The following is a 25598-nucleotide window of genomic DNA, read 5'->3' as shown; positions in this document are numbered from 1 at the left end:
CTCCGACATGACTAGGGTCGTATTAAGAGGATTCAAGCGGATCGATGTTGCCGGATTCTCGCCATTTCGAAAACAAAGTCCCGTTTTGGGATGGCAAGCGGACGTCGACCGGCCAACGCTTAGCATCAAGACGATTCGGCTTGACCAATATTCAGGCAGTCCGTCGAAATGACGTCGAAGTGGGGTCGGAAGCCGTTGTTTCTTAAGAAATTTCATCCGACCCCACTTCAATATTAGGGTTTCCACCCATGTTTTCGGCGGTTTCGGCTACAATCCGGCGTTTTCGATGCTCGGCGTGTGCTATCTGCCGAAACACCGGCTGGATGACGTCTATCAGTCCGAATCCCGCCAGCGCGCCTGCGAGGCGTGCGCTTTCCCCCCGACGTGTGGAAAATCGCGACGCCACACGTAATTGATAAGGTGACTGATTCCATGACTCAAACCGATAAGAAGCCGGTGCCAGGTAATGGCCGCAAGCGCTTCACGCGACGCAAATTCCTGGGCACCGCCGTCGGCGCCGCCGCAGTGTGGGCCGGATATTCGTACTTCTTCGGCAGTCAGTACCGCGCCGCCAAGGCCGACCGCAAGGTCGACGTGTTGTTGATCGGCGGTGGCATCATGAGCGCGACGCTCGGCGTCTATCTGTCCGAACTGGAGCCGAACTGGACCTGCGAAGTCTTCGAGCGTCTGGATAAGGTCGCAGAAGAAAGCTCGAACGGCTGGAACAACGCCGGCACCGGTCACTCGGCGCTTTGCGAGCTGAACTACACGCCGATGGACGATAAGGGCAACGTCCATATCACGCAGGCCATCAACATCAACGAGAACTTCCAGATCTCGCGCCAGTTCTGGTCGCATCAGGTGCGTCAAGGCGTGCTCGGCAATCCGCGTGAGTTCATCAACTCCACGCCGCACATGAACCTGGTGTTCGGCGAAGAGAACCGCGAGTTCATCAAGAAGCGTGTGGAAGCGTTGAAGGCGTCGCCGCTGTTCGCTGGCATGGAAATGACGACCGACCCGGCGAAGATCGCCGAGTGGATCCCGATCATGATGGAAGGGCGCAAGCCCGACGAAGTGGTCACCGCCACGCGCTCGCCGCTCGGCACGGACGTCAATCTGGGCGAGATCACCCGTCAGTTCTACAAGCACCTGACCGAAAAGTCCGGCGTGAAGGTCTCGACCGGTTACGAAGTCCGCTCGATCACCCGCAACGAGGACGGCAGCTGGCGCGTGTCCGCGTTCGATATGAACGACAGCTCCAAGATCCAGACGGTGGACGCACGCAATGTGTTCATCGGTGCGGGCGGCGCTGCACTGCCGTTGCTGCAACTGTCGGGCATTCCGGAAGCCAAGCAATACGGCGGTTTCCCGGTCGGCGGAGAGTTCCTCGTCACCGAAAAGCCCGAGATCGCTTCGCGCCATCTGGCCAAGGTCTACGGTCTCGCGGACACCGGTTCGCCCCCCATGTCGGTGCCCCATCTGGACACCCGCGTGCTCGACGGCAAGAAGGTCATCCTCTTCGGGCCGTTCGCGACCTGGTCGAGCAAGTTCCTCAAGAACGGCTCGTACTTCGACCTCGCGAAGGCGGCGACGCCGTCGAACGTCATTCCCCAGTTGCAGGTCGGCGTGCACGAGTTCGCGCTCGTGAAGTACCTCGCGCAGCAATTGCGACTGTCGATGGACGAGAAGATGGCGGCGCTTCGCCATTACATGCCGGAAGCGAAAAACGAAGACTGGCGCCTGTGGGAAGCCGGTCAGCGCGTGCAGATCATCAAGAACGATCCGGAGAAGGGCGGCGTACTGAAGCTTGGCACGGAAGTCGTGGTGTCGAGCGACCGTACGGTGTCGGCTCTGCTGGGCGCATCGCCGGGCGGTTCGACGTCGCCGGCCATCATGCTGTCGTTGCTGGAGCGCGTGTTCCCGGATCAGATGAAGACGCCCGCGTGGCAACAGAAGATTCGCGAGATCGTGCCGAGCTACGGCAAGAAGCTCCACGACAATCCGCAGATGCTCGCCACCGAGTGGGCGACGACGGCCGAAACGCTGCAACTGGCCATCGCACCGCCGAGTCTGAACGGCGTTGTGCCGGACAATGCGCCGATGACGAATCCGGGTGTCGTGAAGAAGACGCCGGACATGGCGCTGTAATCGCCTTCACGTAGCACGAAGCGAAAAGGGTTCCGGGATATTCCGGAACCCTTTTTCGTTGGATGACAGAAAGTGGAGCGGGTCGTCTCAGACCGTGGCGCGTGGCGTTGCGCCCAGCGCGCGTTCCCGGATGGCGTCCATATCCTTGGGCAGCGGATGCAGGTCGAGACGACGACCCGCTTTCACGATCTGACTGGGCGTATCGTGCCCGATCAGAGACGGCAGACGATTCGACGCCTCGATCAACTGCGCCAGATCGACGCCGGTGTCGTAGCCCATCAGCTCCAGCGCATGCACGATTTCCTCCGTGCACACGTTGCCGGTTGCGCCCGGCGCGTACGGACATCCGCCGATACCGCCCAGCGACGCGTCGAAACGATCCGCGCCCGCGTCGATGGCGGCCAGCACATTCGACAAGCCCATGCCGCGCGTGTTGTGGAAGTGCAGCGTCAGCTCTGCCTGGGGCCACCGCGCCTTGAACTCGCTGACCAGCGTGCGCACCTGACCGGGGTAGGCCATCCCCGTGGTGTCGCACAGCGTCACGCCTGCCACGCCCATGCCGCCCACGAAACGCTCGCACAGTGCGAAGACGTCCGACTCCGGCACATCGCCTTCCATAGGGCAGCCGAAGACGCATGAGAGCGAGATATTGACCGGAACCGATGCGCGCTTCGCCGCGTCGACGACCTGACTCAGGGCGTCGATAGACTGATCACGGGTCATGCGAAGGTTGGCCAGATTGTGGCTCTCGCTGGCCGACATCACCAGATTCAGTTCGCTCACGCCGCACGCCATTGCGCGCTCGGCGCCCTTGAGGTTCGGCACCAACGCGCTGTAGACGACACCCGGCACCCGCTCGATCCCTTGCATCACCGCTTCGGCATCGCGCAACGCCGGAATGACCTTCGGCGACACGAACGCGGTCACTTCGACCTTGTTCATGCCCGCGTGCGACAGCGCATTCACCATCGCGATCTTGTCTTCGGTGGGAATGAACGCCGACTCCGCCTGAAAGCCGTCACGGGTGCCCACTTCGTTCATGTAAATGCGTCGGCCGCCGCCATGCCACACGGTCATGCAATCACTCCTTTGCTGCGCAAGACGTCGACGTCCTTTTCCGAAAGCCCGAGTTGCGCGAGTACGTTGTCGGTATCGTCGCCAAGACCCGGGGCAGACGACCGGATCGTGCCCGGTGTGCCCATCAGCTTCGGCACGACACCGGGCACGTCCAGCGCGTAGCCGTCGCGCGTGGTTTGCGAAACGATCATGTCTCGAGCGCGGTAATGCGGATCGGCGACGATGTCCGCGACGGTGTACACCTTGCCGGCGGGCACACGTGCCTGACCCAGCGCATCCAGCACCTCAACGACGGTCTTCGTTGCCGTCCAGACGCCGATGGCGGCGTCCAGTTCGACAACACGCTTGGTGCGACCGGCGTTATCCGCAAGACCGGGATCCTCGGCCAGATCGTCGCGTCCGATGGTCTGCATCAGGCGCTTGAAGATGCTATCGCCGTTGCCAGCAATGAGCACATAGCCGTCGACGCACCGGTAGGCATTGGAGGGCGAGATGCCGGGCAGGGCGCTACCGGCGGCCTCGCGCACCGCACCGAACGCGCTGTACTCGGGAATCAGGCTTTCCATCACGTTGAGTACGGCTTCGTTGAGCGCGACGTCGATGACCTGACCCTTGCCGCCATTCACCTTGCGGTGATGCAGTGCCGTCAGCACGCCGATGGTCCCGTGCAATGCGGCCAGCGTGTCGCCGATCGAAATGCCGCAGCGCACCGGCACACGCCCCGGCTCGCCCGTCAGGTGACGCAGCCCGCCCATCGCTTCACCGATGGCGCCGAACCCCGGCAGGTCGCGATAGGGGCCCGTTTGACCGTAACCCGAGATGCGCAGCATGATCAGACCGGGATTGAGTTCGGACAGCACATCCCATCCCATGCCCCAGCTCTCGAGCGTTCCCGGGCGGAAGTTCTCGATCAGCACGTCGGCCGACGCAATCAGCTGACGCGCGATGTCCTGACCTTCCGGGCTGCGCAGATCCAGCGCAATCGAGCGCTTGTTGCGCGACTGCACTTGCCACCAGACCGACGTGCCTTCCTTGAGCATGCGCCAGTTGCGCAGCGGGTCGCCAGCACCCGGCGGCTCGATCTTGATCACGTCTGCGCCAAACTCGCCCAGCGTCTTCCCGGCAAAGGGGCCAGCAATCAATTGCCCCATCTCGATGACCCGAATGCCGCGCAGGGCAACATCGGGACGGTCTTGTTCATCGGTCTTCATACGTCGTCTCTCAAAAATCGGATCTTTCAGTCACGCGCGCGCAGCTTCTCGGGCATCGCAATCGTGAGGATCACCACGCAGACGAGCCCGAGGCCGCCGATCAGATACAGCGCCGGTGTGGTGCTACCGGTCATGTCCTTGATCCTGCCGACCACGACCGGGCTAACGATGCCGCCCAATTGCCCCAGCGTATTGATCAGCGCGATGCCACCCGCAGCGCCCGCGCCGGTCACGAGCTTCGGCGGCAGCGCCCAGAACGCGGGAATCGCAGCTACTACGCCTGCCCCGATGGCGGCGAGCGAGATCACCAGCACGGCGGTCTGCTTGTCGAACATTCCGGCACTGAAGAAGCCCAGCGCAGCCAGCAACATCAGTCCGATCACATACTTTCTGCGCTCACCGCTGCGGTCGGACAACTGGCCGACGATCACCATCGCAATCGCACCGCAGAGGTAGGGCACCGCCGTCAGCAGACCGATGGTCGTCGAGTTGCTGATGCCGGACGCGCGAATCATATGGGGTGCCCAGAAGTTCAGGCCGTAAGAGCTGACCTGAATCAGGAAGTAGACGAGACCCAGCGTCAGGAAGCCCGGCGTCTTCACGGCGTCGAGCAACGAATGCCCGCCGATATGCCGGTTCTGATGCGTAATGTTGGCGAGCAGCACGGACTTCTCTTCGGGCTTGAGCCAACGCGCATCCTCGATACGGTCGTTCAGCACTTTGTAGACGACGAAGCCGAGCAGCACACACGGAATGCCACCTACGAGAAAGAGCCAGTGCCAGCCACGGATGGCGAATACGCCGTCGAGATGCGAGAGGACAAGACCCGACGCGGGTGCGCCCAGCAAGCCCGCAAAGGCCGACGCAAGGAAGAGCAGGGACGTCATGCGTCCGCGATAGGCCGCGGGAAACCACAGCGTCAGATAGAACAGCACGCCGGGCGCGAAGCCCGCTTCCATCGCGCCGATCAGAAAGCGCAGGAAGTAAAACTGCCATTCGGTCTGAACGAAGACCATCAGCGCTGTCGCGATGCCCCACGAGACCATGATGCGGGCGATCCAGCGTCGTGCGCCCACTTTGTACAGCATGAGGTTGCTCGGCACCTCGAACAGCACGTAGCCCACGACGAACAGGCCAGCCCCCAGGCCGTAAGCCGTGTCGCTCAGGCCCAGATCCGTCTGCAATGAGAATTTGGCGAAACTGATGTTGATGCGGTCGAAGAACGCAAACAGGTAGCACACCATGATCAACGGCATGATGCGCCACGCGATCTTGCGGACGATTTGCGATATTTCGGTGTCCGCCAGCGTACCGGTGGATGGAACGGGAATCGACTCGGTGCGAGCCATGACTGTCTCCTGATGAATAGGATGGCAGCGGAGGCCGCAAGCGCGAGGACTTGCCGGACGACTCTCACTGCATCGCCAGAACGGCGCTCTGTGTGGCGCGTACCGGAATTCTGGTCGCAGGCGAGTCAGGACAGAAGCCCAAAGGCACGAACCGAGCTTTCGCGAATTGCGAAAGCTGGCGATGCCGGCGGGACAGTGCGTGGAATCGTGAGTGGAATCGTCAGAGTCGGTGGAATCAGGCGTCCCGCCCGGAGCGAAGGTGCTCGATCAGCGTTCGGACGTGGCGCGGCACGGCGTTCACGTCGCGCAATCCGATCAGCAACCGCCGCTCGGCCCACGCGTCTTTCAACGAGATCTGACGCAGATTCAGCGAGCGCGCGAGCGCCCGTACGGCGTCTGACGGCAATACGGCGATGCCCATGCCCGCAGCCACCATCTGGCACATCGCGTCGAAGCTGCGCACCTGAATGTGCAACTTCAGACGGCGTCCGAGCGCCTCGGTCTCCATCTGAAGCCGATTGGCGAGCGACGTCCCCTCCGACAGGCTGACGAAATCGTAGTCCAGCACTTCGTTGAAATAGACCTCGCGACGGCGTGACAGCGCATGCCCCTTCGGCACCACGAGACTCAGATGGTCCTCGCGATAGTCGAGGCATTGCAGGCCCAGCGCCGGTGTTCGATCCGCGAAGATGCCGATGTCGGCACGGCCGTCGAGCACCGCCAGCACGATCTCGTTGCTGTTCTTCTCTTCAAGCTCGATGCGGATGCCCGGATTGGCTTTCGTGAAGCTCGCTAACTGATGCGGCAGGAACTGCGTCACGGCCGACGTATTCGCCCAAAGGCGCACCACGCCGACGATACCGGAGGTGAAGTCGGAAAGCTCGGCGGCGAGCACGTCGACATCGGTCAGGATACGTTGCGCGTGCCGATACAGCGCCTGACCGGCGACCGTCAGCGTAACGCCGCGCGAATGACGCTCCAGCAACGCCGTGCCGACCGCATGTTCGAGGTCCGAGATCCGTTTGCTGGCTGCGCCGACCGCGAGATGTGCCAACGCCGCGCCCTTGCTGATGCTGCCCGTGCGGGCGATCAGATTGAAGAGGGACAGCGAGGCGAAGTCGATTCGGTGAGGGTTCATGAGGCAGAGGAAATATAGGTGGCGCGCGGACGCAACATGAACGCCTGCGCGTATTGCTCAACCACATGGGCGCACCATCCAGCGGTGCGCGCGAGTATCCAGAGAGCGGCAGCGCTGCCACGCGGCATGTCCAGCGAGCGGGCGAGGGCGACGAGCGCGACAGCGAGGCCCGGCGTCATCTCCGTCTCGTCTCTCACGCGGTCGATGAAATCGAGGATGTACTTCACATCGGGACGGTCGGTGCCGATGCGTGCCGCCTGCGAAAGAATCAGCGTAGCGCGCGGATCGCCGTCAGGATAAAGCGGATGATTGAAGCCGAACAGCGCAACGCCATGATCGCGCACGCGTTTGATTTTGCCCGTTAAGACTTTCGGCGTGCACGTCTCGAAGAGTTGGGTCTCGACGCGTGCGGTCCCCGCACCCGTCGCATAGCCGACGTGCGTGCTGATCGCCGACGCGATGCAGTTGTACAAACCGGCATCGCTCGATGCGGCCACGCGTGCCGCAAACGTCGCCGGCGCTAGCTCGTGGTCGGCGAGGATGATCAGCGTCGCATCGATAGCGGCGACCGCTTCGGGTGTCACCGGCGCACCGCTGGCACGCAGCGCGTGGACGGCCAGCCGCTCGCCCGGCCGACGCGCAACATAGCCCCCCGTCGGCGACAGGTAGCCGAAGCTGCCGGCAAAGACCTCCAACATCGTGCGGAGTGCAGGCATCGCGGCCTCGCTGGAGACATCATGCAGATCGCGCCCGCGCGTGCTCATGGCGAGCGCGAGCATCGCCATGAAATGACCGATGTCGGCGGGCGCGACCTCGCCGGCACGAATGTCCAGCAGCGATTGCACATCAGAGGGGACGTCGGTCGCAGGCCAATCGGCCTCGGCGTCGTGCCACTGCCCCGCCACGAGGAACTCGGCCACGACTTCGAACGCATGCCCGGCCAGAGCGAGATCGGCCGCCGGACGGTTGCGATAAGCCGGTCCGCTTGCGTCGATGGCGGTAATGGACGACATCACCACCGGCTCGCCCCAGCGCATCGACGTTGCGGCGACCACGGCACGCGGCAGGCGTCCGCGCCCACGGGCGGCGAAGCGCTCGACGTCGTCGCGCGCATACAGATGCCGGTTCGTGCCCTGCGCGGGTGTGCTGCGAATCAGACCCCGGCTCACATAGGTGTAGAGCGTTGCGGTCTTGACGCCCAGCGTCGCCAGCGCCTCCTCACGCGTCAGGAAATCCTTCTTCGATGTCATGGTCGATTTTCAGAATCAATCTTGTTCGCCCTGTGGCGATTTCCTAGTATCAGTGCCGGGATCGACAAATCGATGGATCGAGTATAGCCGCCCACTTCGCCCGCTGTGCCTCGGCGCAAACGAAGCGTTCCGGCGAGAACAGAACAGAATGGAGACAACCATGAACGCCGTTGCAAGCGAACTTTCCGGGTCGGCCACCGAGGCCACTGAGGCCACTGAGGCCACCACGACCGCTGAAGGCAAACCCGTCACCTGGCACGTCGACGATGCCCCCTGGATTCCCCTGACCGGTCTGTTCATCAACCGGTCCGGCTACAAGACGGTGACCGATACCGCCTATACGGGCAATGCTTACAGCATCGAGTTGACGTCTGTCGGTGCGGGCGGGTCGTCGCCCACGCACGTCGAACCGCACGCGCATCTGTTTTACGTGCTCTCCGGTCACGGTGAGGTGACTGTCGGGGAAGAGGTGACAGAAGTCCGTGCCGGTTCCGTCAGCCCAATTTCAGCGGGAATGCCGCACTCGTTCCGCAATCTCGGCGACGACGCACTCGAAATGCTCGTCGTCTACCATCCGCCGCGCGTGCGCAAACCCGTTGCGAACGATCGGACGGGGGCCGAATCGGGTGGCGAGAGCGCATCCGTCGAACCTGGCGAAACTATTGCCACGCACGAGGCACCGGCCGCGCTGCCGACGGACTATGAAGTCGAGCTGCGACGCTCGGGCCGCACGCTGGCGGTGAAGTCGTCGGAATCGTTGTTGCAGACGTTGCTCGATGCGGGCGTCGAGGTCTCATACGGATGCATGCAAGGCATGTGCGGCGAGTGCAAGACGCGTGTGCTGGAAGGCGAACCCGATCACCGGGACTCCGTGCTGACACCTGACGAGCAGGCAAGCGGCGACGTGATGACGATCTGCGTTTCTGGCTGCAAATCGGGAAGACTGGTACTTGACCTGTAGTCGCTGCTGTCACTGCTAATCGGCCGCGTCGAGCAGGCGTGCCAACGTCAGCACGCCTTTCTCGATGTTCTCCGTCGAGATAGCGGAGAAGCCCATCACGAAGCCATTCGGCGCGCGGCGCTCCAACGCGTAGAACGAGAGCGGCCGCAATTCGATACCGGCGTTTTTGGCGATGCGCGCGAAGTTCGTGCTGTTGATTTCGCTGGTCAGCAGCGCGGGCACGTCGAGACCGGTGGTGATGGACGGCAGTCGCATCAGACCGTCCAGACGCTTCGTCACCGCGGAGCTCAGCGCATCGGCACGCTCGCCGTACAGCCCGCGCATGCGCCGGATATGGCGCCCGAGGTGTCCCTCGTCGATGAACCGGTGGAGGATGGTTTGCTGGAAGACGGAGGCATACCGATGCGTCAGTGAGAGGCTCGCCGCGAACGACTTGATCAGACACGCTGGCATCACGGCATAGGCGATGCGGATGCCCGGTGCGAGCAGCTTGCTGAACGTGCCGCAGTAGATCACGCGGTCGGCGTCGTCAAGGCTCTTCATTGCGGCGAGCGGGCGACCAGAGAAGCGGAACTCGCTGTCGTAGTCGTCCTCGACGACGAACGCGTTGGCCGCTTTGGCCCATTCGAGAAGGCGCAAGCGGCGATCCAGTGACAGGACAGAGCCGAGCGGTGCCTGATGCCCCGCCGTAACGTAGGCCATCTTCGCATGCGGGGCGAGCTGAATGCCTTTTGCGACATCGACGCCGTCGGCATCGACCGGCAGGGAAATCAGCGATGCCTGTGCCGCCTGAAGCGCGCGGTGTGCGCCGGGGTATCCGGGGTCTTCCATCCAAACCGCATCGCCCGGATCGAGCAGCAGGCGCGCGGCGAGGTCGAGGATCTGTTGAACGCTGTTGAAGATCAGGATGTCGTCGCCGGTGCAGTTCACGCCGCGTGCAGTGCGCAGGTGCTCCGCGATGACGTTGCGTAACGGCAGATACCCGCGCGCCGAGCCGTCGCCTAGCATCGCACCGCGCAGCTGGCGGACGGCGCTGCCGGAAATACGCGACCAGACGTTGAACGGGAACGCCTGCAAGTCCGCCTGACTGGCCTGAAACGCGATGGGCGCGTTCGGGCGTCCGTCGACATCGAACGGAGTACGTATCAGAAGTTGACCGCGCGCGGACAGCGTCACCGTCTGCCGGGGATTGTCGCGCGTCGGTGCAGCGCTCGCCTTCTTATTGGCGGTCGCCATTCCCGGCGGCGCGCCCATGTCGGCGACATAGGTCCCGCGCCCGACGGCGCTGGCGATGTATCCCTCCGCCTGCAACTGATCGAAGGCGTTCGTCACGGTGCCACGCGACAGCTTGTAGCGCGCAGCCAGATCCCGCGACGCCGGTAGGCGTTGGCCGGGCGCGAGCCTGCCGCTCAGAATGGCCTGTCGGATTTCCGCGTACAGCCATTGCTGTAGTGGCATGCCCGCAGGGCATGGCTTCAGCACGAGGTCGATGTCTTGGGCGCGGCGCATGAGGAGATAAATGGACCAATCAGATTGACGAAAATGGATCTCATAAAAATCCAATTGTAGTTGTAGTCTCGATGCTTGCAACACGGAACGACGTCGCCGATGGCAACGGTAACGCCTGTGGCTCACGTCGTTCCGACCTGTTACCCAGTAGCACCGCCTGAGCGGAGATCGATGTAATGCAGAAACGAATCGTGGTGATCGGTGCGGGATTCGCCGGTATGTGGAGCGCGCTTGCTGCCGCCCGATTGCTGGATCAGCACGATGTGTCGTGCGATGAGATCGAGGTCGTGATGATCGCGCCGGAGCCGATGCTCGTCGTTCGTCCACGACTTTACGAGGACGTCCCGGGGAAGATGGCAGTGCCGCTGCTCGGCTTGTTCGACGCCACGGGCATCCGGTTCGTCGCGGGCACCGTCGACCGGATCGATACTGTCGCACGCGAAGTCGGCATCGTCAGCCCTTCCGGCGAATCGCGTGCCACGCTGAGCTACGACGGTCTAGTGCTAGCGTCCGGCAGTCGACTCGTCCGCCCGGACATTCCCGGGTTGCTGGAGCACACCTTCAGCATCGATCAGATCGAGGAGGCCGTTGAGCTGGATCAGCATCTGCATGCACTCGTGCAGCAGCCAAAAAGCGAGGCCCGCAACACAGTTGTCGTCGCCGGCGGTGGATTTACCGGTATCGAGATCGCCGCCGAACTGCCGTCGCGTCTGCGCAGAATACTTGGCCCGGCCGCGAGCGTGCGCGTCATCGTCGTGGAGAAGGCCGCCGACATCGGCCCCGATCTCGGCCCCGGTCCGCGTCCAGTGATCGAGACAGCCTTGTCCGAACTCGGCGTCGAATGCCGTCTCGGCGTATCGGCGGCGCGCTTCGATGCGCAGGGCGTCGTGTTGTCCAATGGCGAGCGGATCGATGCGCAGACCGTCGTCTGGACGGCAGGCGTGCGCGCCAGCAATCTGACGCAGCAACTTCCCGCAGAACGTGACCGCCTCGGCCGTGTGCTGGTGGAAGACGACCTGCGAGTGCCATCGCTCGCAGAGGTCTTCGCCACGGGCGATACGGCGTGTGCGGCAACCGACGACGAAGGGCACACCACGATGATGTCGTGCCAGCACGCGTTGGAGATGGGGCGATTTGCGGGCAACAACGTTGCCGCAACGCTACTGGGGCAACCGACGCTGCCCTATCGCCAGACGCGTTACGGCACCGGCCTCGATCTGGGGCCGTGGGGCGCGGTTCACACGACGGGCTGGGACCGGCAAATCATCATGCAAGGCGCTGAGTCCAAAGCGCGAAAGCAATGGGTCAATAGCATCTACATTTATCCGCCGCTGGCAGATCGGACCACCGCGTTCGAAGCGGCCGATCCGTTAGGCAAGCGAGGAGGGAAGTAACGTGGCCATGTCAGAACATCCTTTTCGGGATCACGCCGTGCTTGCAAGCGAAGCGCAGACGCTTGCGGATACGACGCAATCGGCAGCACAGCACATCGATCCGCTCGTCTTTGTCGCCCCGCTGGCCGCCATCTGCTATCCATTTCTGCTGATGTTGTTTCACGCGGTGGTCGGCGCGCCCGGCGCGACGCTGGCGGCGATCGACACCATGGGGGCCGCGTTCGTGTTGCTGCTCTCGTTTGCTGCGCCGGTACTCGGGATCGCCGTCGCCTGCCGCAAATCGCTCCCGACGGCGCTTCGTCGACTGGCGTATTTCAGCGTCGTTGCACCGACGCTGTATGTTTTCCTCGGTGTTGTCCAAGCGCTTCTGGGGAGTCCCATCCCGGATCCGTGGGTGTGGTGCGTGATCTGGGTGGCTGCCGTACTGATCGCGTTGCGTACCGCGCGGATTGAGACGCGGACCCAACCGCTTGCCCAAGCCGCCCCGGGGCTGGGCAAATGGCGAGTAGCGCACGGCGTGAGTGCCGCGATCCTTTGTCTTTACGTGTTCTTCCATCTTGGCAACCATCTGGCGGGGCTCGTCGGCCCCGGCGCGCATGCGGCCGTCATGGACGTGGGGCGAACGGTCTATCGCGCCCGCTTCGTCGAACCGGTGCTGGTCGCGGCATTCCTGTTCCAGATCGCGAGCGGGCTCTATCTGACCTGGCGTTGGAGCGCGGCACGACAGGATTTCTTCCGCACGTTCCAGATCGCATCGGGTGCCTATCTGTCGCTGTTCATCCTCGGTCATATGAACTCGGTGTTCATCTACGCCCGCTGGTATCTCGACATTCCGACCGACTGGAATTTCGCGACAGGCGCACCCACGGGGTTGATTCACGACGCGTGGAACATTCGCCTGGTACCGCACTATGCGCTCGGCGTGTTCTTCGTTCTCGGGCATCTGGTAGCGGGTCTGCGGGTCGTGCTCAATGCGCACGGTGCCGACCGGCGAGTCGTGACTCGTCTGTGGATTTGTGGCGTTATCGTGAGCGGCCTCATTGCGACGGCAATTCTCGCGGGCATGTCGGGCGTGCGCCTTTGAGGCGCTGAGCGTCGCCTGATGCAGCGCTCAGGCGACGGAATGAGCCGGCGGTATCGTCATCTCGACGCTTAGCCCGCCACCCTCACGATTACGGCACGTCAAGTCCCCGCCGTGATGACGGCAGATGGCCGAGGCGATCGCCAGCCCGAGGCCGCTGCCGCCCGAATGCCGTGAGCGCGAATGCTCTGCACGCCAGAAGCGAGTCAGCATGGTGGTGAGGTGTTCGGAAGGCACCCCCGGGCCTCGATCACCAACAGTGACGGTCACATACCGTACCGTCACCGCCACATCGATTTCCAGCACCCTTCCCACGGCGGCATATCGCATCACGTTGTCGATCAGGATGGACAGGACCTGACCTAAGCGATCCCGGTCGCCGTGGACGACTACGTCGTCGCGGGCGTTCCACGTCACCTCAAACGCCTGCCGTTGCAACTGCGGCGATATCCATTCCAGCCGCTCGGCGATCAGGTCCCTCAACGAGAAGTCGCGACGCACCAGCGTCAATTGTCCGGCCCGTGCGAGCGAGATCAGATGAAGATCCCCGACCAGCCGGTTGATCTGCATCAGTTGGCGATGCACCAGCGCGAGCTGTGCGTCGTCACAAGGCATCACACCGTCCAGCATGCCCTGAATCCGGCCCATGGCCGCGTTAAGCGGTGTGCGCAATTCATGCGAGAGCATCACGCTCGATTCGCGCAATTCCCGCTCGTACTGCTGCAACCGTGCGGTCATGTCATTGAAGTCGTCCGCCAGCCCGGCCACTTCTCCCGGCGCGGCGCTCACCAGCGAGACGCGCGACGAGAAGTCGCCTTCACTCACCGCCCGAGCCGCCTTTGCCACCAGCGTGAATTGGCGGGAAAGCGGCCGCGACACCCACAGACCGATGGCGACAATCGGCGCGATGGTTGCAACTACCAGAATCGCAAGCATCAACCAGTCGGGGCTGCTGAGCGTCGGCAGTAGCCGATCGATGTCGAACACGGCGCGGTAAAGCTCCCACAGGCGCGCCGGATCGCGATCGGGGTCAGCGCGCAGCACCATGAGTTCCTGCTGCATCGCGGGCGACAGCCGGCGAAAGGCGAGGGCGTCCATCGTAAAGAAGTAAGCCCACATGCCTAGCGTGACGGTGACCACCGCGCCGACGGCCAGTGCGCTCATGCGCCATCCGACCCAGAGCCAGAGCGGCCCGCGGTCCCTGCGACGGGCCGGCGTCGCGCTCATTGGAAACGGTAACCCACGGCGCGCACAGTGACGAGCACGCCCTTGATCCCGTGCTGTTCCAGCTTGCGTCGCAGGTTGAAGATGTGGACGTCCACGGTGCGCTCCAGCGCGTCGCTTTCGGGCAGGCACTGCCGCAGCAGTTCTTCCCGCGTGAATGCCTTGAACGGTGTGCGCAAGAGCGTCGCCAGCAAGTTGAACTCGGCAGGCGTCAGACTCAGCGCGACCGGCTCGCCCGCTTCGTTCTCAACGTTGGCCTGCACGGCTTCGCGATGAACAACCAGTCGCCCGTAGCGCAGCACGTCATTTTCTTTCGACGCCGGGCGCGAGCGGCGCAAGACGGCGTGAACCCGGGCGACGACCTCTCGCGGGCTGTACGGTTTGACGACGTAATCGTCTGCGCCGTACCTCAACGCGCCGAGCTTGTCCGGCTCATCGCCGATGGCGGTGACGATGATGACCGGCGTGTCGCCCGCACGGCGAATGGACGACAGAACCTCGGTGCCGTTCATCTCGGGGAGCATCAGATCGAGCAGGACCAGATCGGGATGCCATTGCGCGTACAAACGGACCGCGCTTGATCCGTCATGAGCGATGGCGACGCAATAGCCGTCCTTGCGCAGATACGCATCGAGAATGCTTGCGCTGTCCGTGTCGTCTTCAACGATCAGAATTCTGGGTTGCGGCATGATGAAAATGGGCTGAGAAACCGAAAAAAGAAAACGTCGATAACGGCGAAGCATCGGAAACCGCTTAACCAATTCCAAATAATTGCCAAAAAGACTCTTGAAATCAGCGTGCGATGCTTCGACTCATGCCGCGTCCGGTGGAAGGGAAGCGGATTTTCGGGGTTGACAGACACGCATTTTCGACACGGGTGTGCGCACATATTAGCGTGTCTTACGGCCGACGCAAGTCTGTATCGGTGATTCGAAAGCGGTATTTCACCATTGATAAATTGGCAGTCCGATTTTTACGGATCGACGAGGAAAACCATGAATGTTTACGTGCAAATGCTCGTTGTCGCTTCGTGCGCATTGGTCGCATCGATCGCCCAACCTCAATCGACGCCGGTCAACGGCACCGTCAATGCGAAGCTCGTTCTGACGAGCGGTTGTGCCATTAGCACCGGTAGCGGTTCGGTGGGGGCATCGACCAACTTTGGCTCACTGGATTTCGGCACGCAACCCAGCGGCTTTTCAGGTGCGATAACGTCACAGGCCACCGGGGGCGGTACCACGCCATCGTCGACCCAGATGACATGCTCGCCAGACGTGACCTCCGTCAAGGTCACTGTCGACGGCGGTCAGAACGCCGGTAAGGGCAGCACAGTCGGGGCGGGCACCCGAGCATTGGCGAATGGCACGTCGTATGTGCCGTATGAGGTGTACTCGGACGCCGCACGTGCCAATCAGTACGTCGCGGGCACCGCTCAAACCGTCACGCTGTCCACGCCCGGCACAGCGCTCGCCTTGCCGATCTACGGCGCGATTCGCAAGACGAGCACCTCGGCCCTGGCCGCAGGCACCTACACGGACGTGCTGAACGTCACCGTGGGCTGGTGATGGCTCGCCGCTGATTGCTTATCGGCTCCTGCGAGTCTTCGCCCCACAGAACCCCATCTACCGTGGGGCCACCGGTTTCTGAGGACGACCTATGTGGCGATGTATTGGCGTACATGTGCTCGCAGGCGCGTTGACGCTACCCGCCGTTGGGGTTGCCGATACGTTGCTCCCGAAAACGAGAACGATGACCGTCTCCGCTCAAATCGTGGCGGGCTGCGGGCTCAAGGGCGGCGGGCAGGATTTCGGCACACTCGATTTCGGCGTGCTGCCTGCGATGACTGCGGGCGATGTGAGCGCGGTAGCGCAGGGCGGCAGTCTGCAATTCGAATGCACACCCGGTAGCACACTTCGACTCTCCGTCGGTGGCGGCCTGAAGCCGGACGCGGCCAATCAGCGTCGCAATTTGCAGGGCCCGGGCGGTGCGCTCGTTGCCTACCAGCTTTATGCAGATGCCAGCCGAACACAGGTCCTCGGTATCGGGCAGACGGTGACTTTATCCGTGTCGGGTGTGGTCAATCTGCCGATCTATGGCTCGCTCACGTTACCCGGCGGCGCATTGCCCGCCGGTGTCTACACCGATACCGCGCAGGTCACGGTGACTTACTGAGTCAATAAGGAATTCAGCATGACTGAAACGATGTCGGCCGGCTTTCCGGTGTGCATGTGGCGTCGTATTGCCTGCGTGATTGTGCTGTGTGCTTCGATCCCGACGCAGGCGGCCACGTCCGTGATGATCTGGCCAATCGACCCGGTCATCGAAAGCGATCAGCGAGCGACGGCGCTCTGGCTCGAGAACCGCGACGTGCATCCCGTCACATTGCAGATCCGTGTACTCGCGTGGCGTCAGTCCGGCTGGGAGGACCTGTACGCCGAGAACCAGCAGCGCGTGGTCGGTAGCCCGCCTGTGGCGAACGTGTCGCCCGGGCAGCGGCAACTGATCCGGCTAACGAAGCTGGACGACGTTGCGCCGGGTACCGAGACTGCCTATCGCGTACTGGTAGATGAGATTCCGCAGCCGAGAGATCCGGCAGTGCCCGAAAGCGGAAGCACGGTGGGCGTTCGATTCCAGATGCATTACTCGATTCCGCTGTTCGTCAACGGCGCCGGGGTTCGGACCAAGGACACTGCGGAGCACCCGCGCGAACACGACCGCCTTGCGGTGCCCGCGCTCGTCTGGCAGGTGGCGCTCAGCGAGGGCAAGCGATGGCTCGTGCTGAGCAACCGAGGCGCTGTCCATGCGCGCATTACGTCGCTCGCCGTGACGTCGGGCGCGACGACGACGTCCGTCGGTGAAGGCCTGCTCGGCTATGTGTTGCCGGGCGCGCAGATGCGCTGGCCGCTCCCTGAAGGAATGCAAGCGTCCCCAGCGTCGCGCCTTGTCGCGACGGTCAACGGTGTCGCGGGCGTTCTTATCTCGTCAGCCCAGAGCCTTCAGCCCTAAAAGCCCGGGGGATGCCTTGAAAGCAAGCATTCTCGGAATGGCGCAGTTGCCGTGCGTACGGTGCGTCGTGTGGGCAACGGTAATCCTGCTGGCGACGACGCACTCGGTGCGTGCCGGCGAAGCCACGCTGCTGGCAGAAACCTACGCCGCCCGGTTGCCGTCGCCGTCGCAGGATGCGTCGGGCGGCACGTTGTATCTCGAGCTCGTCGTCAACGGACTCGCGAGTGGTCAGGTTGTGCCGATTCGCCAACTCGGCGGCAAGTACTACGCCCGCGCGAGCGATCTTGCCAAGGTGTCGGTGAGTACCGATGCCGCTATCGATGCCGCGCCTGACGCCATGGTCGACATCGCGCGACTGGATGATGTGGAGGTTGCCTACGACACCGCAGGACAGCGTCTCAGTCTCACCGTGCCGGCCGACTGGTTGCCACCTCAGATAGTGGGGGTCGCGCGGCGCTACGACCGCACACCCGCCGCCGTCAGCCGTGGGATGCTTTTCAACTATGACGTCTTCACCCAGTCGCCGATTCGCGGGGCGGGGTACGTGTCTGCATGGACGGAGCAACGTCTGTTCGACACGTGGGGCACGCTCAGCAACACCGGCGTCTATCGCCGGTCATACGGCGCAGGGCGGACACCCGGTCCGGGTGAGAACCGCTATTTGCGCTACGACACGACGTGGACCTATTCGGATCAGGACCGGATGGTGACCTACGCCGCAGGCGACCTCGTAACGAGTGCGATCTCATGGACGAGCGCCGTGCGCATTGGCGGCGTGTCGATCGCACGCGACTTCAATGTGCGGCCCGACATCGTCACGTATCCGTTGCCCCGGTTTGCCGGTCAGGCCGCCGTGCCGACCGCCGTCGATCTTTTTATCAATGGCAGCAAGGCGGCGGGCGGACAGGTCAATCCCGGTCCGTTCGTGATGAACAATGTGCCGTTCATCAACGGTGCGGGCGAAGCCACCGTCGTCACGACCGACGCGCTCGGACGCCGAGTCGCCACCACGATTCCTTTCTACGTCGCCAATACGCTCCTGCAAAAGGGGCTGTCGGATTACGCCTTCTCGGCCGGGGCAATGCGACGCGATTACGGCATCCGTTCGTTCTCATACGGCAAGTTTGCGATGTCGGGCACGGTGCGTCACGGTCTGACGGATCTCGTGACGGTGGAAGGGCACGCGGAGGGTGGCGAGCGCTTCGGGCTTGGCGGCGTCGGCTTCAACGTGAGCGTCGGACGTCTCGGTGTCGTCAACGCGTCGACCGCGCGAAGCATCTTACGCGGCGAGAGCGGCCAACAATACGCCTTCGGCTATGCCTATTCGTCGCAACTTTTCAGCGTGGCGTTTCAACGCACTCAGCGCTCGGCCGGATTCCGGGACCTGTCGGCCTATGACGTCCCGGCGGCCATCGGCGACCGGATGGTGCGACGCAGTACACAGGCCACTGCTGCGCTGAACCTGGGGACCTCGGGCGGATCGATCGGCACCGGGTATTTCGACGTGCGTAGCGGCGACGGTTCGCGCACGCGCATCGTCAACGTTTCCTACACCCGGCAGGTGTTAGGGCGCGCGACGCTCTACGCCTCGCTGAACCGCGCCATCGGGCAGCACGGGGTGGAGGCGCAGATCCAGTTGATCGTGCCGCTGGGCGGGCGCGACGTTGTGACCGCCAGTGGTGCGCGAGATCGTCAAAATCAGTGGACCGAGCGGGTCCAGTACAGCCGCAGTGTGCCGACCGACGGCGGTCTGGGCTGGAATCTTGGGTACGCAGGCGGCGCGTCGCATTACCAGCAAGCCGATCTGACCTGGCGCAATCGGTACTTCCAAATGCAGGGCGGTGTGTATGGAGACGGGCATGGCGACGGACGCGGCAGCTCGGGGGCGGGCTATACCCGTTGGGCCAACTTGCAGGGGACGCTGGTCGTGATGGACGGTTCCGTGATGCCGTCAAACCGGATCGCAGACGCGTTCGTGCTCATCGACACACAGGGCCGCCAGGGCATTCCCGTCAAGTACGAGAACCAGCGCATTGGCGAGACGGATAGCAGCGGACACCTGCTGGTGCCGTGGACCCCGTCTTATTACACCGCGAAATACGAGATCGACCCGCTCAATCTGCCCGGTAACGTGAGGGTGCCGGTGGTCGAGCGGCGCGTTGCGGTGCGTCAACGTGCTGGCGCGCTGGTGACGTTCCCGGTGCAGCCCATCGTCTCGGCGAGCATCACGCTGACGGACTCGCACGGCAAAGCGATTCCGGTGGGCGCGAGCGTGCGGCACCTCGAGAGCGGACAGAATGCGCCGGTCGGGTGGAGTGGCGCGACGTATTTCGAGAACCTATCGAGCACGAATCATCTGCGTGTGACGTTACCGGATGGCCGCCGTTGCGACACCCATTTCTTCGTCGACGTGCAGTCCGAGACCATGCATCGCGTCGGGCCGCTGGTCTGCAATGACTGATACAGGAGGCCTCATGAAGCGGATCTTCAGACTCGTTCGGTACTTTGCGGTGCTGGGCCTCGCGGGCTTGTTGGCTCCATCGCTGGCGCTGGCGCAATGCAAGGTGGACACGCCAACGCCGCTGGTGCTCGGGACCGTCACATCGTTGCTAGTTAACCTTCAGCAACAGGCGACGTCATCGCCCAAGGCCGGGGTGTCATGCAAATCGATGGCCGTTGGCATCGGGAGTGCGGACGTCATCAACGGTACGGTGACGACCACAAACAGCGGGAAACTGCTTGGTCCGACCGGCGACACCGTGAGCTATACGATGTTCTCGGACAAGGATTTCACCCGTCAGCTCACGATCGGTCAGCGCTACAACTGGGCCGACTCGGGGATCCTGACGTGGCCCGGATGGGACGGAGGTGCGGCATCGATGTCGCTGTATCTACGGACTGTCACCGGTAGCAACGTGACGGCCGGCACCTACACGGACACCGTCTCGATTTTGTGGGAATGGGAATTGTGCAACGGTGCGGCCATCCTAAGACGGTGCCTGGGCGATGTGGTCGCCGGGTCCACGCGTGTGTCGATTCCAGTCACGCTGGTGGTGACGAACGACTGCACGATGACCGTGCCCGATGTGAGTTTCGGTGCGGCACCAGCGGTCTCGGGCTTCGCGCCGGTCAGCGGCAGTCTGTCGATGAATTGCACCAAGGGGATGCTCTACACCGTGGGCATGAGCCCCGGCGTGCAAGCCGCCACCAATGGCCGGCGTCAGATGACGAACGCAGGAAAGTGGCTTCAGTACGACATCTACGACGCAAGCACCGGCACGATCTGGGGCCAGACGAGCAACCGCGTGTCGAGCAATGGCGCGGCCGACGGCGTGTCGGTGAAGCAATTCCCCTACGTCGCCAAGATTTATAAGGATCAATTGACGCCGCCGCCGGGCACGTATCTGGACACTGTGATCGTCGACGTTCGCTATTAGCGAGAGATGGACGGCGCGACCGAAATCGCAATCTTTCCCCGCAGGCCGTTGTTACGACGCTCAAGCAGCGCGTGAGCCGCCGGAATGTCGGCCAGCGAGTAGACCGCACCGACATGTGGCCGCAGTTGGCCTCGCTCGACCAGTGCGCTCAATTCGTCGAGCTTGCCCCGGTTTTGCCGTGTAAAGACAAAGTGATAACTGGCGTTCTTGCCCCAGGCCTGCACGAGGTTCTGTGGCTGCGCAATATCGACAATCGTGACGACGCGGCCAAGTTGCGCGAGCACGTCGGGGGTGCGCGACAAGGTGTCGCCGCCGATGGTGTCGAAAACGACATCGACGCCGTGGCCGTTCGTCTCTCGCAGGATAGCGTCGACGTAATCCTCCTTCTCGTAGTCGATGACGACGTCGGCCCCCATTTCACGGACGAACGGTGCGTTTGCCTCACGTGCCGTGGTGAAGACGCGAGCGCCCATGGCCTTGGCGAGCTGAATCGCCACATGCCCGACACCACCCGCACCGCCATGCACGAGAACGCTTTCGCCAACACGCAGTGCCGCGCGTTCGACCAGCGCTTCCCACGCCGTGCCGCCAACCAGCGGCAGGCTGGCCGCTTCGAGATGGGACAGCGAAGGGGGCTTCTTGCCGACAATGTGCTCGCTCGCGACGTGATACTCGGCATAGCTGCCGGGGCCGTCGAAGATCTGCGGGGTGTACCAGACCTCATCGCCAACCGAGAAACTCGTGACGCCCGGCCCGACGGCTTCGACAACGCCTGATACGTCATGCCCGGTAATCGTCGGCAACGGAACGAGGTCCGGATAGTCGCCGCGTCGCACTTGATAATCCAGCGGGTTGATGGAGGTGGCATGGACGCGGACCAGCACTTGCCCCGCCTGAGGCGTGGGCGTAGGCGTCTCCTCAAGCGCGAACGATTCCGAATTTCCAAACGACTTCAGCATGACGGCCTTCATTGAGAACTCCTGATTCGATAAACCGGGATATCGAGATTTATCGATATTGTCGGATAAAAAAATTGAACGTCGATTACAGTTCCTTCCCGATCATGCGGGCGAGGGCACTGATGGTGACTTCATTGCGCTTGTAGTAGGTCCACTGACCGATGCGCCGGACTTCGACGAGGCCAGCGCGTTGCAGCGTTGCGAGGTAGTCGGACACCGTCGACTGCGACAGACCGACGCCTTCCTGAATGCTGCTGACGCAAACCCCCACCGTGTGAACGTCGCCCTCGTCCTGAGGCGGAAAGTTCTTCACGGGATCCTTCAGACCTTTCAGGATCTCAAGGCGAGTGCGGTTCGAGAGCGCTTTGAAGATTTCGAGCAAATCCATGGCCGGGATTGTATCGGGATTTTCCGATATGTCAATCCGCTGTCGAGGTCACAAGCGCGGGGAGGGCGAGTCGCCGCCCGGCCCCCAATGGGCATGACGGCGAGGCCAGCTCAATGACGCGCGGCAGCGAGAATATCGGTCCCCAGCCCGGTGTGAATGTGTCCGAGCTGAAAGAGCTCGTCGTCGAGCACCTGGAGCGCGAACGGGATATTCGTTTTCACCCCGCGGATCTGCGTCGCACTGAGCGCTTCGCGCATCCGGCGAATCGCTGCGGCGCGGTCTGTGGCGTGCACGATGACCTTCGCCAGCAGCGGGTCGTAATACGGCGTGACCGTATTGCCCGGCCCATATCCGGTCTCGACGCGGATGCCATCCCCCTTGGGGAGTTCGAAGGTGTCCAGCTTTCCAGGCGACGGGAAGAAGCGCACCGGATCCTCGGCGTACACACGCACCTCGATAGCGTGGCCGTTTACACGGGGCGGATCGGGTATGACCGTCGCCAGCGCTTCCCCCGCAGCCAACAGGATCTGCGATGTCACCAGATCGATACCCGTGATCGCCTCCGTCACCGCGTGTTCGACCTGCAAGCGCGTATTCATCTCAAGGAAGTTACAGGTGCCATCGGCACCGAACAGCGTTTCGGCGGTGCCGATGACGTCGTAACCGATCTCTTGAAGCAACCCGGCAATCTTCTCCGCAGTGGTCTCCATGTCGCGACGCGGCAACAGCGGGGCAGGCGACTCCTCGATGACCTTCTGATGACGGCGCTGCACCGAACAATCGCGCTCGAACAGGTGACATGCGTTACCTGCCTTGTCCGCAAGTATCTGAAACTCGATGTGGCGCGGGCGCTCGATGAGCTTTTCCAGATAAAGCTCGCCGTTACCGAAGCTCTTTTGGGAGACGGAGCGGGCCTGAGCGATCGCCGCAAGCAGCGAAACTTCGTCGCGCGCAGGCACCATGCCGATGCCACCGCCTCCGGCCGCCGGTTTGATGAGCACCGGGTAGCCGATGGCGCGTGCGGCGGCACTGATCGAATCGGCATGATCGTCGAGCAATCCCGAGCTGGGCGACATGGGCATGCCGTAGCGGGCCATCAGTTCTCGTGCGCGGGTCTTGTGCCCCATCGCTTCGATCCAGCGCGGCGACGGTCCGATGAACGCTGCGCCGGCCTCCATCACGCGACGCGCGAAGGCCGCGTTCTCGGAAAGGAAGCCGTACCCCGGGTGCACGGCTTCCGCCTTCGAGCGTGCCAGCACGTCGATCAGGCGATCCTGATCGAGATAGCTCGACATGGCGGGTGCGGGACCGATGGCGTACACCTCGTCGGCCTGCGCCAGATAGGGGAGTGTGGCATCCGCTTCGGAACAGACCGCCACGGAACGAATGTTCATCTGGCGCAACGCACGGATGATGCGTGCTGCGACTGCGCCGCGATTCGCTACGAGGACCTTCGCAAACATGTCTTCTCCTTCGTCGTTTTCATTTTCTACCGCAACGGGCGCACTAGGGTGCTGCCGGTAAGTCGCGGCACGGGCGTCAGGCGCAAAGGCTGTCCGCCAATCCTCCCCAAGCGATCCGTGCGTCGTCCAGGTGACGGCCGAGCGCATCGGATTCGAGACGCAGCGCATGCAGCGCCTCCTCAAGATGCGCACCGGTCATGCGCGACGCAATCGATGCAACGCTGATTGACACGAACGCAGGGCCTTCCTTGCGCGGCAATGTCATGCCGATGGCGCTCACGTCGGCGATCACCGTTTGCACGTTCGTCGCATAGCCGTCAGCGCGCGTTCGCGCGACCAGCTCGCGCAGGCGCGCTGGCGAGATGTCGCGATAGCGGGGCAAATGCACGGCGTTCGCTGCGATTGCGGCTTCTACAGCGTTGTCGGGCAACGCAGCGAGCAACGCCATGGCACCGGCACCGGCACCGAGCGCCCGGCGTGCACCAATCTTCAGGCTATGAGTGCGAATCGGATAGCTACCCTGCAAGTGATCGAAGCACACGGCTTCATGCCCGCTTCGCACCATCAGAAAGACGGAGTCGCCCGTCAGGTCGGCGAGCCGTCGCAACGTTGGCTGGCAGCGCTCCCGAAGATCGAATGCCGGGGATGCGTTCAGGCCAAGCAGATACGCCGTATGACCGAGCGTGTAACGGCGCGCCTGCGGGTCGAGTTGCAGCATGTTGCTGAACGCCAACCCTTTGACGATGCGATGCGCAGTGATGCGCTCCAACGCCAGGCCCTCGGCAATCTCATGAAGACGCAAACCCTGGGGGCCGCACATGGCAACGAGGCGCAGCACCGCGATTGCGCGCTGGATGCTCTGCGTGCCTTCGCTCGCCCGGTGCCCCGTAGTGGCGCTTGCATGGCTGCCGTTCGTCGTGAGGTCCGGCACGAAGTCTGCGGCGTCGGCCATGTCATTGGCGAAGTCCTCGGACTCGATGTCGTCAATGTCGCTGGCGTGTCGTGGAGGCAGGCTCATGAAAATCTATCCATTTCGGCGTCTGCCGCAGGCAGACAAAGTGAAGCTGACGTACAAGCGACGTGGCAAGGCATCGTCGATAGTGCGACGCCACAAAGTACGGAAAACGAACGAAACCGGTATTGTCTCGCAAACCGGGATGCCGTCAGCGGCCTCGAAACACCGCCGCGCGCTTCGCAGCGAAAGCCTCGCGTCCCTCCTTGCGATCTTCGGTGTCGCGCAATAGCCCCCACAGATGACGCTCGTAGGTCAGCGCCGGCGACAGTGGCATATCCATGCCATTGCGTGCCGCCTGTTTGATCGCCCGCACCGCAAGTGGCGCCGCGTCGGCAATCCGGCGTGCGATCGACGTCGCCACCTCCATAAGCGCATTCTGCGCGACAACGTGGCTCACCAGACCGATGCGCAGCGCTGTCTGCGCGTCGATGGCTTCGCCGGTCAGCAGCATCCACATGGCGTTCGCACTGCCGATCAGACGCGGCAACCGCTGCGTCCCACCTGAACCTGGCATGGAGCCGACGCTCACCTCCGGCAATGCAAAACGTGCCGTATCGGCTGCGATGCGAATGTCGCATGCCAGTCCGATTTCGAGTCCGCCACCGTACGCCAGCCCGTTGAATGCGCAAATCACAGGGGTGTCGAAGTCCATGCCCAGCGTGAGCGATCCTGCTTCGGGTTCAGCACCTTCGCCGCGAAATGTCTGTGCTGCGAAGGACGTCGTCGGTGGCGGCGTGAGCCGAAGATCTGCGCCGCTACTGAATGCGCGATCACCGGCCCCCGTGATGACAACCGCGCGAATCTCCGGCGTGCCGCCGATGTGCCGCCAAAGCGCCTGCAAGCGAGTGCGCATCGGATAGTCGATGGCATTGAGCGCTTCGGGGCGGTTTAACCGCACCGTCGCGACGCCGTCGCTCACTCTGAAGTCGATAGTCATGGTCGCAATGCCGCGCTTCGCAAATAGGTAGATAGGTAGAGACGCAGTGCG

At 62.9% G+C, this 25598-nt stretch carries 22 protein-coding genes; 9 read left to right on the top strand and 13 right to left on the bottom strand.

From position 1 onward, the window contains the following. The first annotated feature begins 432 nt into the window (after positions 1-432). Positions 433-2148, top strand: coding sequence for a malate dehydrogenase (quinone) (gene mqo, locus PAQ31011_RS01340; RefSeq protein ID WP_150574133.1), 1716 nt, complete (start codon positions 433-435; stop codon positions 2146-2148). A gap of 87 nt (positions 2149-2235) precedes the next feature. On the opposite strand, the gene PAQ31011_RS01335 is transcribed toward mqo, so the two are convergent. The 5 genes from PAQ31011_RS01335 to PAQ31011_RS01315 all read right to left on the bottom strand — a co-directional run bounded on the left by PAQ31011_RS01335 (position 2236) and on the right by PAQ31011_RS01315 (position 8173). After that, positions 2236-3225 (bottom strand): hydroxymethylglutaryl-CoA lyase, encoded by a 990-nt coding sequence (locus PAQ31011_RS01335; RefSeq protein WP_150574132.1) that lies wholly within the window; start codon positions 3223-3225, stop codon positions 2236-2238. Then, positions 3222-4436 carry a CaiB/BaiF CoA transferase family protein gene (locus PAQ31011_RS01330; protein WP_150574131.1) on the bottom strand — a complete coding sequence of 405 codons (1215 nt, stop codon included), beginning with the start codon at positions 4434-4436 and terminating at the stop codon, positions 3222-3224. The genes PAQ31011_RS01335 and PAQ31011_RS01330 overlap by 4 nt, the downstream gene beginning before the upstream one ends. A 26-nt stretch (positions 4437-4462) precedes the next feature. Further along, positions 4463-5785, bottom strand: coding sequence for an MFS transporter (locus PAQ31011_RS01325; protein ID WP_150574130.1), 1323 nt, complete (start codon positions 5783-5785; stop codon positions 4463-4465). Between the two features lie 235 nt (positions 5786-6020). Continuing rightward, a complete protein-coding gene (locus PAQ31011_RS01320) occupies positions 6021-6923 on the bottom strand; it encodes a LysR substrate-binding domain-containing protein (RefSeq protein WP_150574129.1) in 903 nt (300 codons plus the stop codon). Next, entirely contained in the window at positions 6920-8173 is a 1254-nt protein-coding gene (locus PAQ31011_RS01315) for a citrate synthase (protein ID WP_246179278.1), read from the bottom strand. The genes PAQ31011_RS01320 and PAQ31011_RS01315 overlap by 4 nt, the downstream gene beginning before the upstream one ends. Positions 8174-8333: 160 nt before the next feature. Here PAQ31011_RS01315 and PAQ31011_RS26605 point away from each other — a divergent pair, with 160 nt between their 5' ends. Next, the gene (locus tag PAQ31011_RS26605) at positions 8334-9134 is read left to right on the top strand and encodes a cupin domain-containing protein (protein ID WP_246179277.1); all 801 of its coding nucleotides are present in this window, start codon (positions 8334-8336) and stop codon (positions 9132-9134) included. 15 nt (positions 9135-9149) lie between these two features. On the opposite strand, the gene pdxR is transcribed toward PAQ31011_RS26605, so the two are convergent. Then, entirely contained in the window at positions 9150-10643 is a 1494-nt protein-coding gene (gene pdxR, locus PAQ31011_RS01305; RefSeq protein ID WP_150574128.1) for a MocR-like pyridoxine biosynthesis transcription factor PdxR, read from the bottom strand. 176 nt (positions 10644-10819) lie between these two features. Here pdxR and PAQ31011_RS01300 point away from each other — a divergent pair, with 176 nt between their 5' ends. Both PAQ31011_RS01300 and PAQ31011_RS01295 read left to right on the top strand, forming a co-directional pair. Beyond that, positions 10820-12037 carry an NAD(P)/FAD-dependent oxidoreductase gene (locus PAQ31011_RS01300; protein WP_150574127.1) on the top strand — a complete coding sequence of 406 codons (1218 nt, stop codon included), beginning with the start codon at positions 10820-10822 and terminating at the stop codon, positions 12035-12037. A 7-nt stretch (positions 12038-12044) separates the two neighbouring features. Next, the gene (locus tag PAQ31011_RS01295; RefSeq protein WP_217424823.1) at positions 12045-13121 is read left to right on the top strand and encodes a hypothetical protein; all 1077 of its coding nucleotides are present in this window, start codon (positions 12045-12047) and stop codon (positions 13119-13121) included. Positions 13122-13148: 27 nt separating this feature from the next. Here the strand turns inward: PAQ31011_RS01295 and PAQ31011_RS01290 are convergent, their stop codons facing one another. Both PAQ31011_RS01290 and PAQ31011_RS01285 read right to left on the bottom strand, forming a co-directional pair. Continuing rightward, positions 13149-14282: a sensor histidine kinase gene (locus PAQ31011_RS01290; protein ID WP_150574126.1), complete on the bottom strand. Its 1134-nt coding sequence runs from the start codon at positions 14280-14282 to the stop codon at positions 13149-13151. 59 nt (positions 14283-14341) lie between these two features. Then, the gene (locus PAQ31011_RS01285) at positions 14342-15031 is read right to left on the bottom strand and encodes a response regulator (protein WP_150574125.1); all 690 of its coding nucleotides are present in this window, start codon (positions 15029-15031) and stop codon (positions 14342-14344) included. A 306-nt stretch (positions 15032-15337) separates the two neighbouring features. Here PAQ31011_RS01285 and PAQ31011_RS01280 point away from each other — a divergent pair, with 306 nt between their 5' ends. The 5 genes from PAQ31011_RS01280 to PAQ31011_RS01260 all read left to right on the top strand — a co-directional run bounded on the left by PAQ31011_RS01280 (position 15338) and on the right by PAQ31011_RS01260 (position 20785). Further along, positions 15338-15907 carry a spore coat protein U domain-containing protein gene (locus tag PAQ31011_RS01280; RefSeq protein WP_150574124.1) on the top strand — a complete coding sequence of 190 codons (570 nt, stop codon included), beginning with the start codon at positions 15338-15340 and terminating at the stop codon, positions 15905-15907. Between the two features lie 91 nt (positions 15908-15998). Beyond that, positions 15999-16514 carry a Csu type fimbrial protein gene (locus PAQ31011_RS01275; protein ID WP_150574123.1) on the top strand — a complete coding sequence of 172 codons (516 nt, stop codon included), beginning with the start codon at positions 15999-16001 and terminating at the stop codon, positions 16512-16514. Between the two features lie 54 nt (positions 16515-16568). After that, positions 16569-17348: a fimbrial biogenesis chaperone gene (locus tag PAQ31011_RS01270; RefSeq protein ID WP_246179368.1), complete on the top strand. Its 780-nt coding sequence runs from the start codon at positions 16569-16571 to the stop codon at positions 17346-17348. Positions 17349-17385: 37 nt separating this feature from the next. Further along, the gene (locus PAQ31011_RS01265) at positions 17386-19809 is read left to right on the top strand and encodes a fimbria/pilus outer membrane usher protein (protein WP_150574836.1); all 2424 of its coding nucleotides are present in this window, start codon (positions 17386-17388) and stop codon (positions 19807-19809) included. A 13-nt stretch (positions 19810-19822) separates the two neighbouring features. After that, complete coding sequence (locus tag PAQ31011_RS01260) at positions 19823-20785, top strand: Csu type fimbrial protein (protein ID WP_150574122.1); 963 nt, start codon at positions 19823-19825, stop codon at positions 20783-20785. On the opposite strand, the gene PAQ31011_RS01255 is transcribed toward PAQ31011_RS01260, so the two are convergent. The 5 genes from PAQ31011_RS01255 to PAQ31011_RS01235 form a co-directional block, all read right to left on the bottom strand. Next, the gene (locus PAQ31011_RS01255; RefSeq protein ID WP_150574121.1) at positions 20782-21756 is read right to left on the bottom strand and encodes a zinc-dependent alcohol dehydrogenase family protein; all 975 of its coding nucleotides are present in this window, start codon (positions 21754-21756) and stop codon (positions 20782-20784) included. The two genes, PAQ31011_RS01260 and PAQ31011_RS01255, sit on opposite strands and share 4 nt — an antisense overlap. Positions 21757-21829: 73 nt before the next feature. Continuing rightward, positions 21830-22132 carry an ArsR/SmtB family transcription factor gene (locus tag PAQ31011_RS01250; RefSeq protein WP_150574120.1) on the bottom strand — a complete coding sequence of 101 codons (303 nt, stop codon included), beginning with the start codon at positions 22130-22132 and terminating at the stop codon, positions 21830-21832. 110 nt (positions 22133-22242) lie between these two features. After that, positions 22243-23595 carry an acetyl-CoA carboxylase biotin carboxylase subunit gene (locus PAQ31011_RS01245; RefSeq protein WP_150574119.1) on the bottom strand — a complete coding sequence of 451 codons (1353 nt, stop codon included), beginning with the start codon at positions 23593-23595 and terminating at the stop codon, positions 22243-22245. 76 nt (positions 23596-23671) lie between these two features. After that, a complete protein-coding gene (locus tag PAQ31011_RS01240; RefSeq protein ID WP_150574118.1) occupies positions 23672-24613 on the bottom strand; it encodes an IclR family transcriptional regulator in 942 nt (313 codons plus the stop codon). Between the two features lie 145 nt (positions 24614-24758). Beyond that, positions 24759-25547, bottom strand: coding sequence for an enoyl-CoA hydratase/isomerase family protein (locus PAQ31011_RS01235; RefSeq protein ID WP_150574117.1), 789 nt, complete (start codon positions 25545-25547; stop codon positions 24759-24761). Positions 25548-25598: the final 51 nt, after the last annotated feature.

The organism is Pandoraea aquatica, assembly GCF_902459565.1.
Taxonomy (GTDB): domain Bacteria; phylum Pseudomonadota; class Gammaproteobacteria; order Burkholderiales; family Burkholderiaceae; genus Pandoraea; species Pandoraea aquatica.
This window is presented reverse-complemented; position numbering and strand designations above follow the sequence as displayed.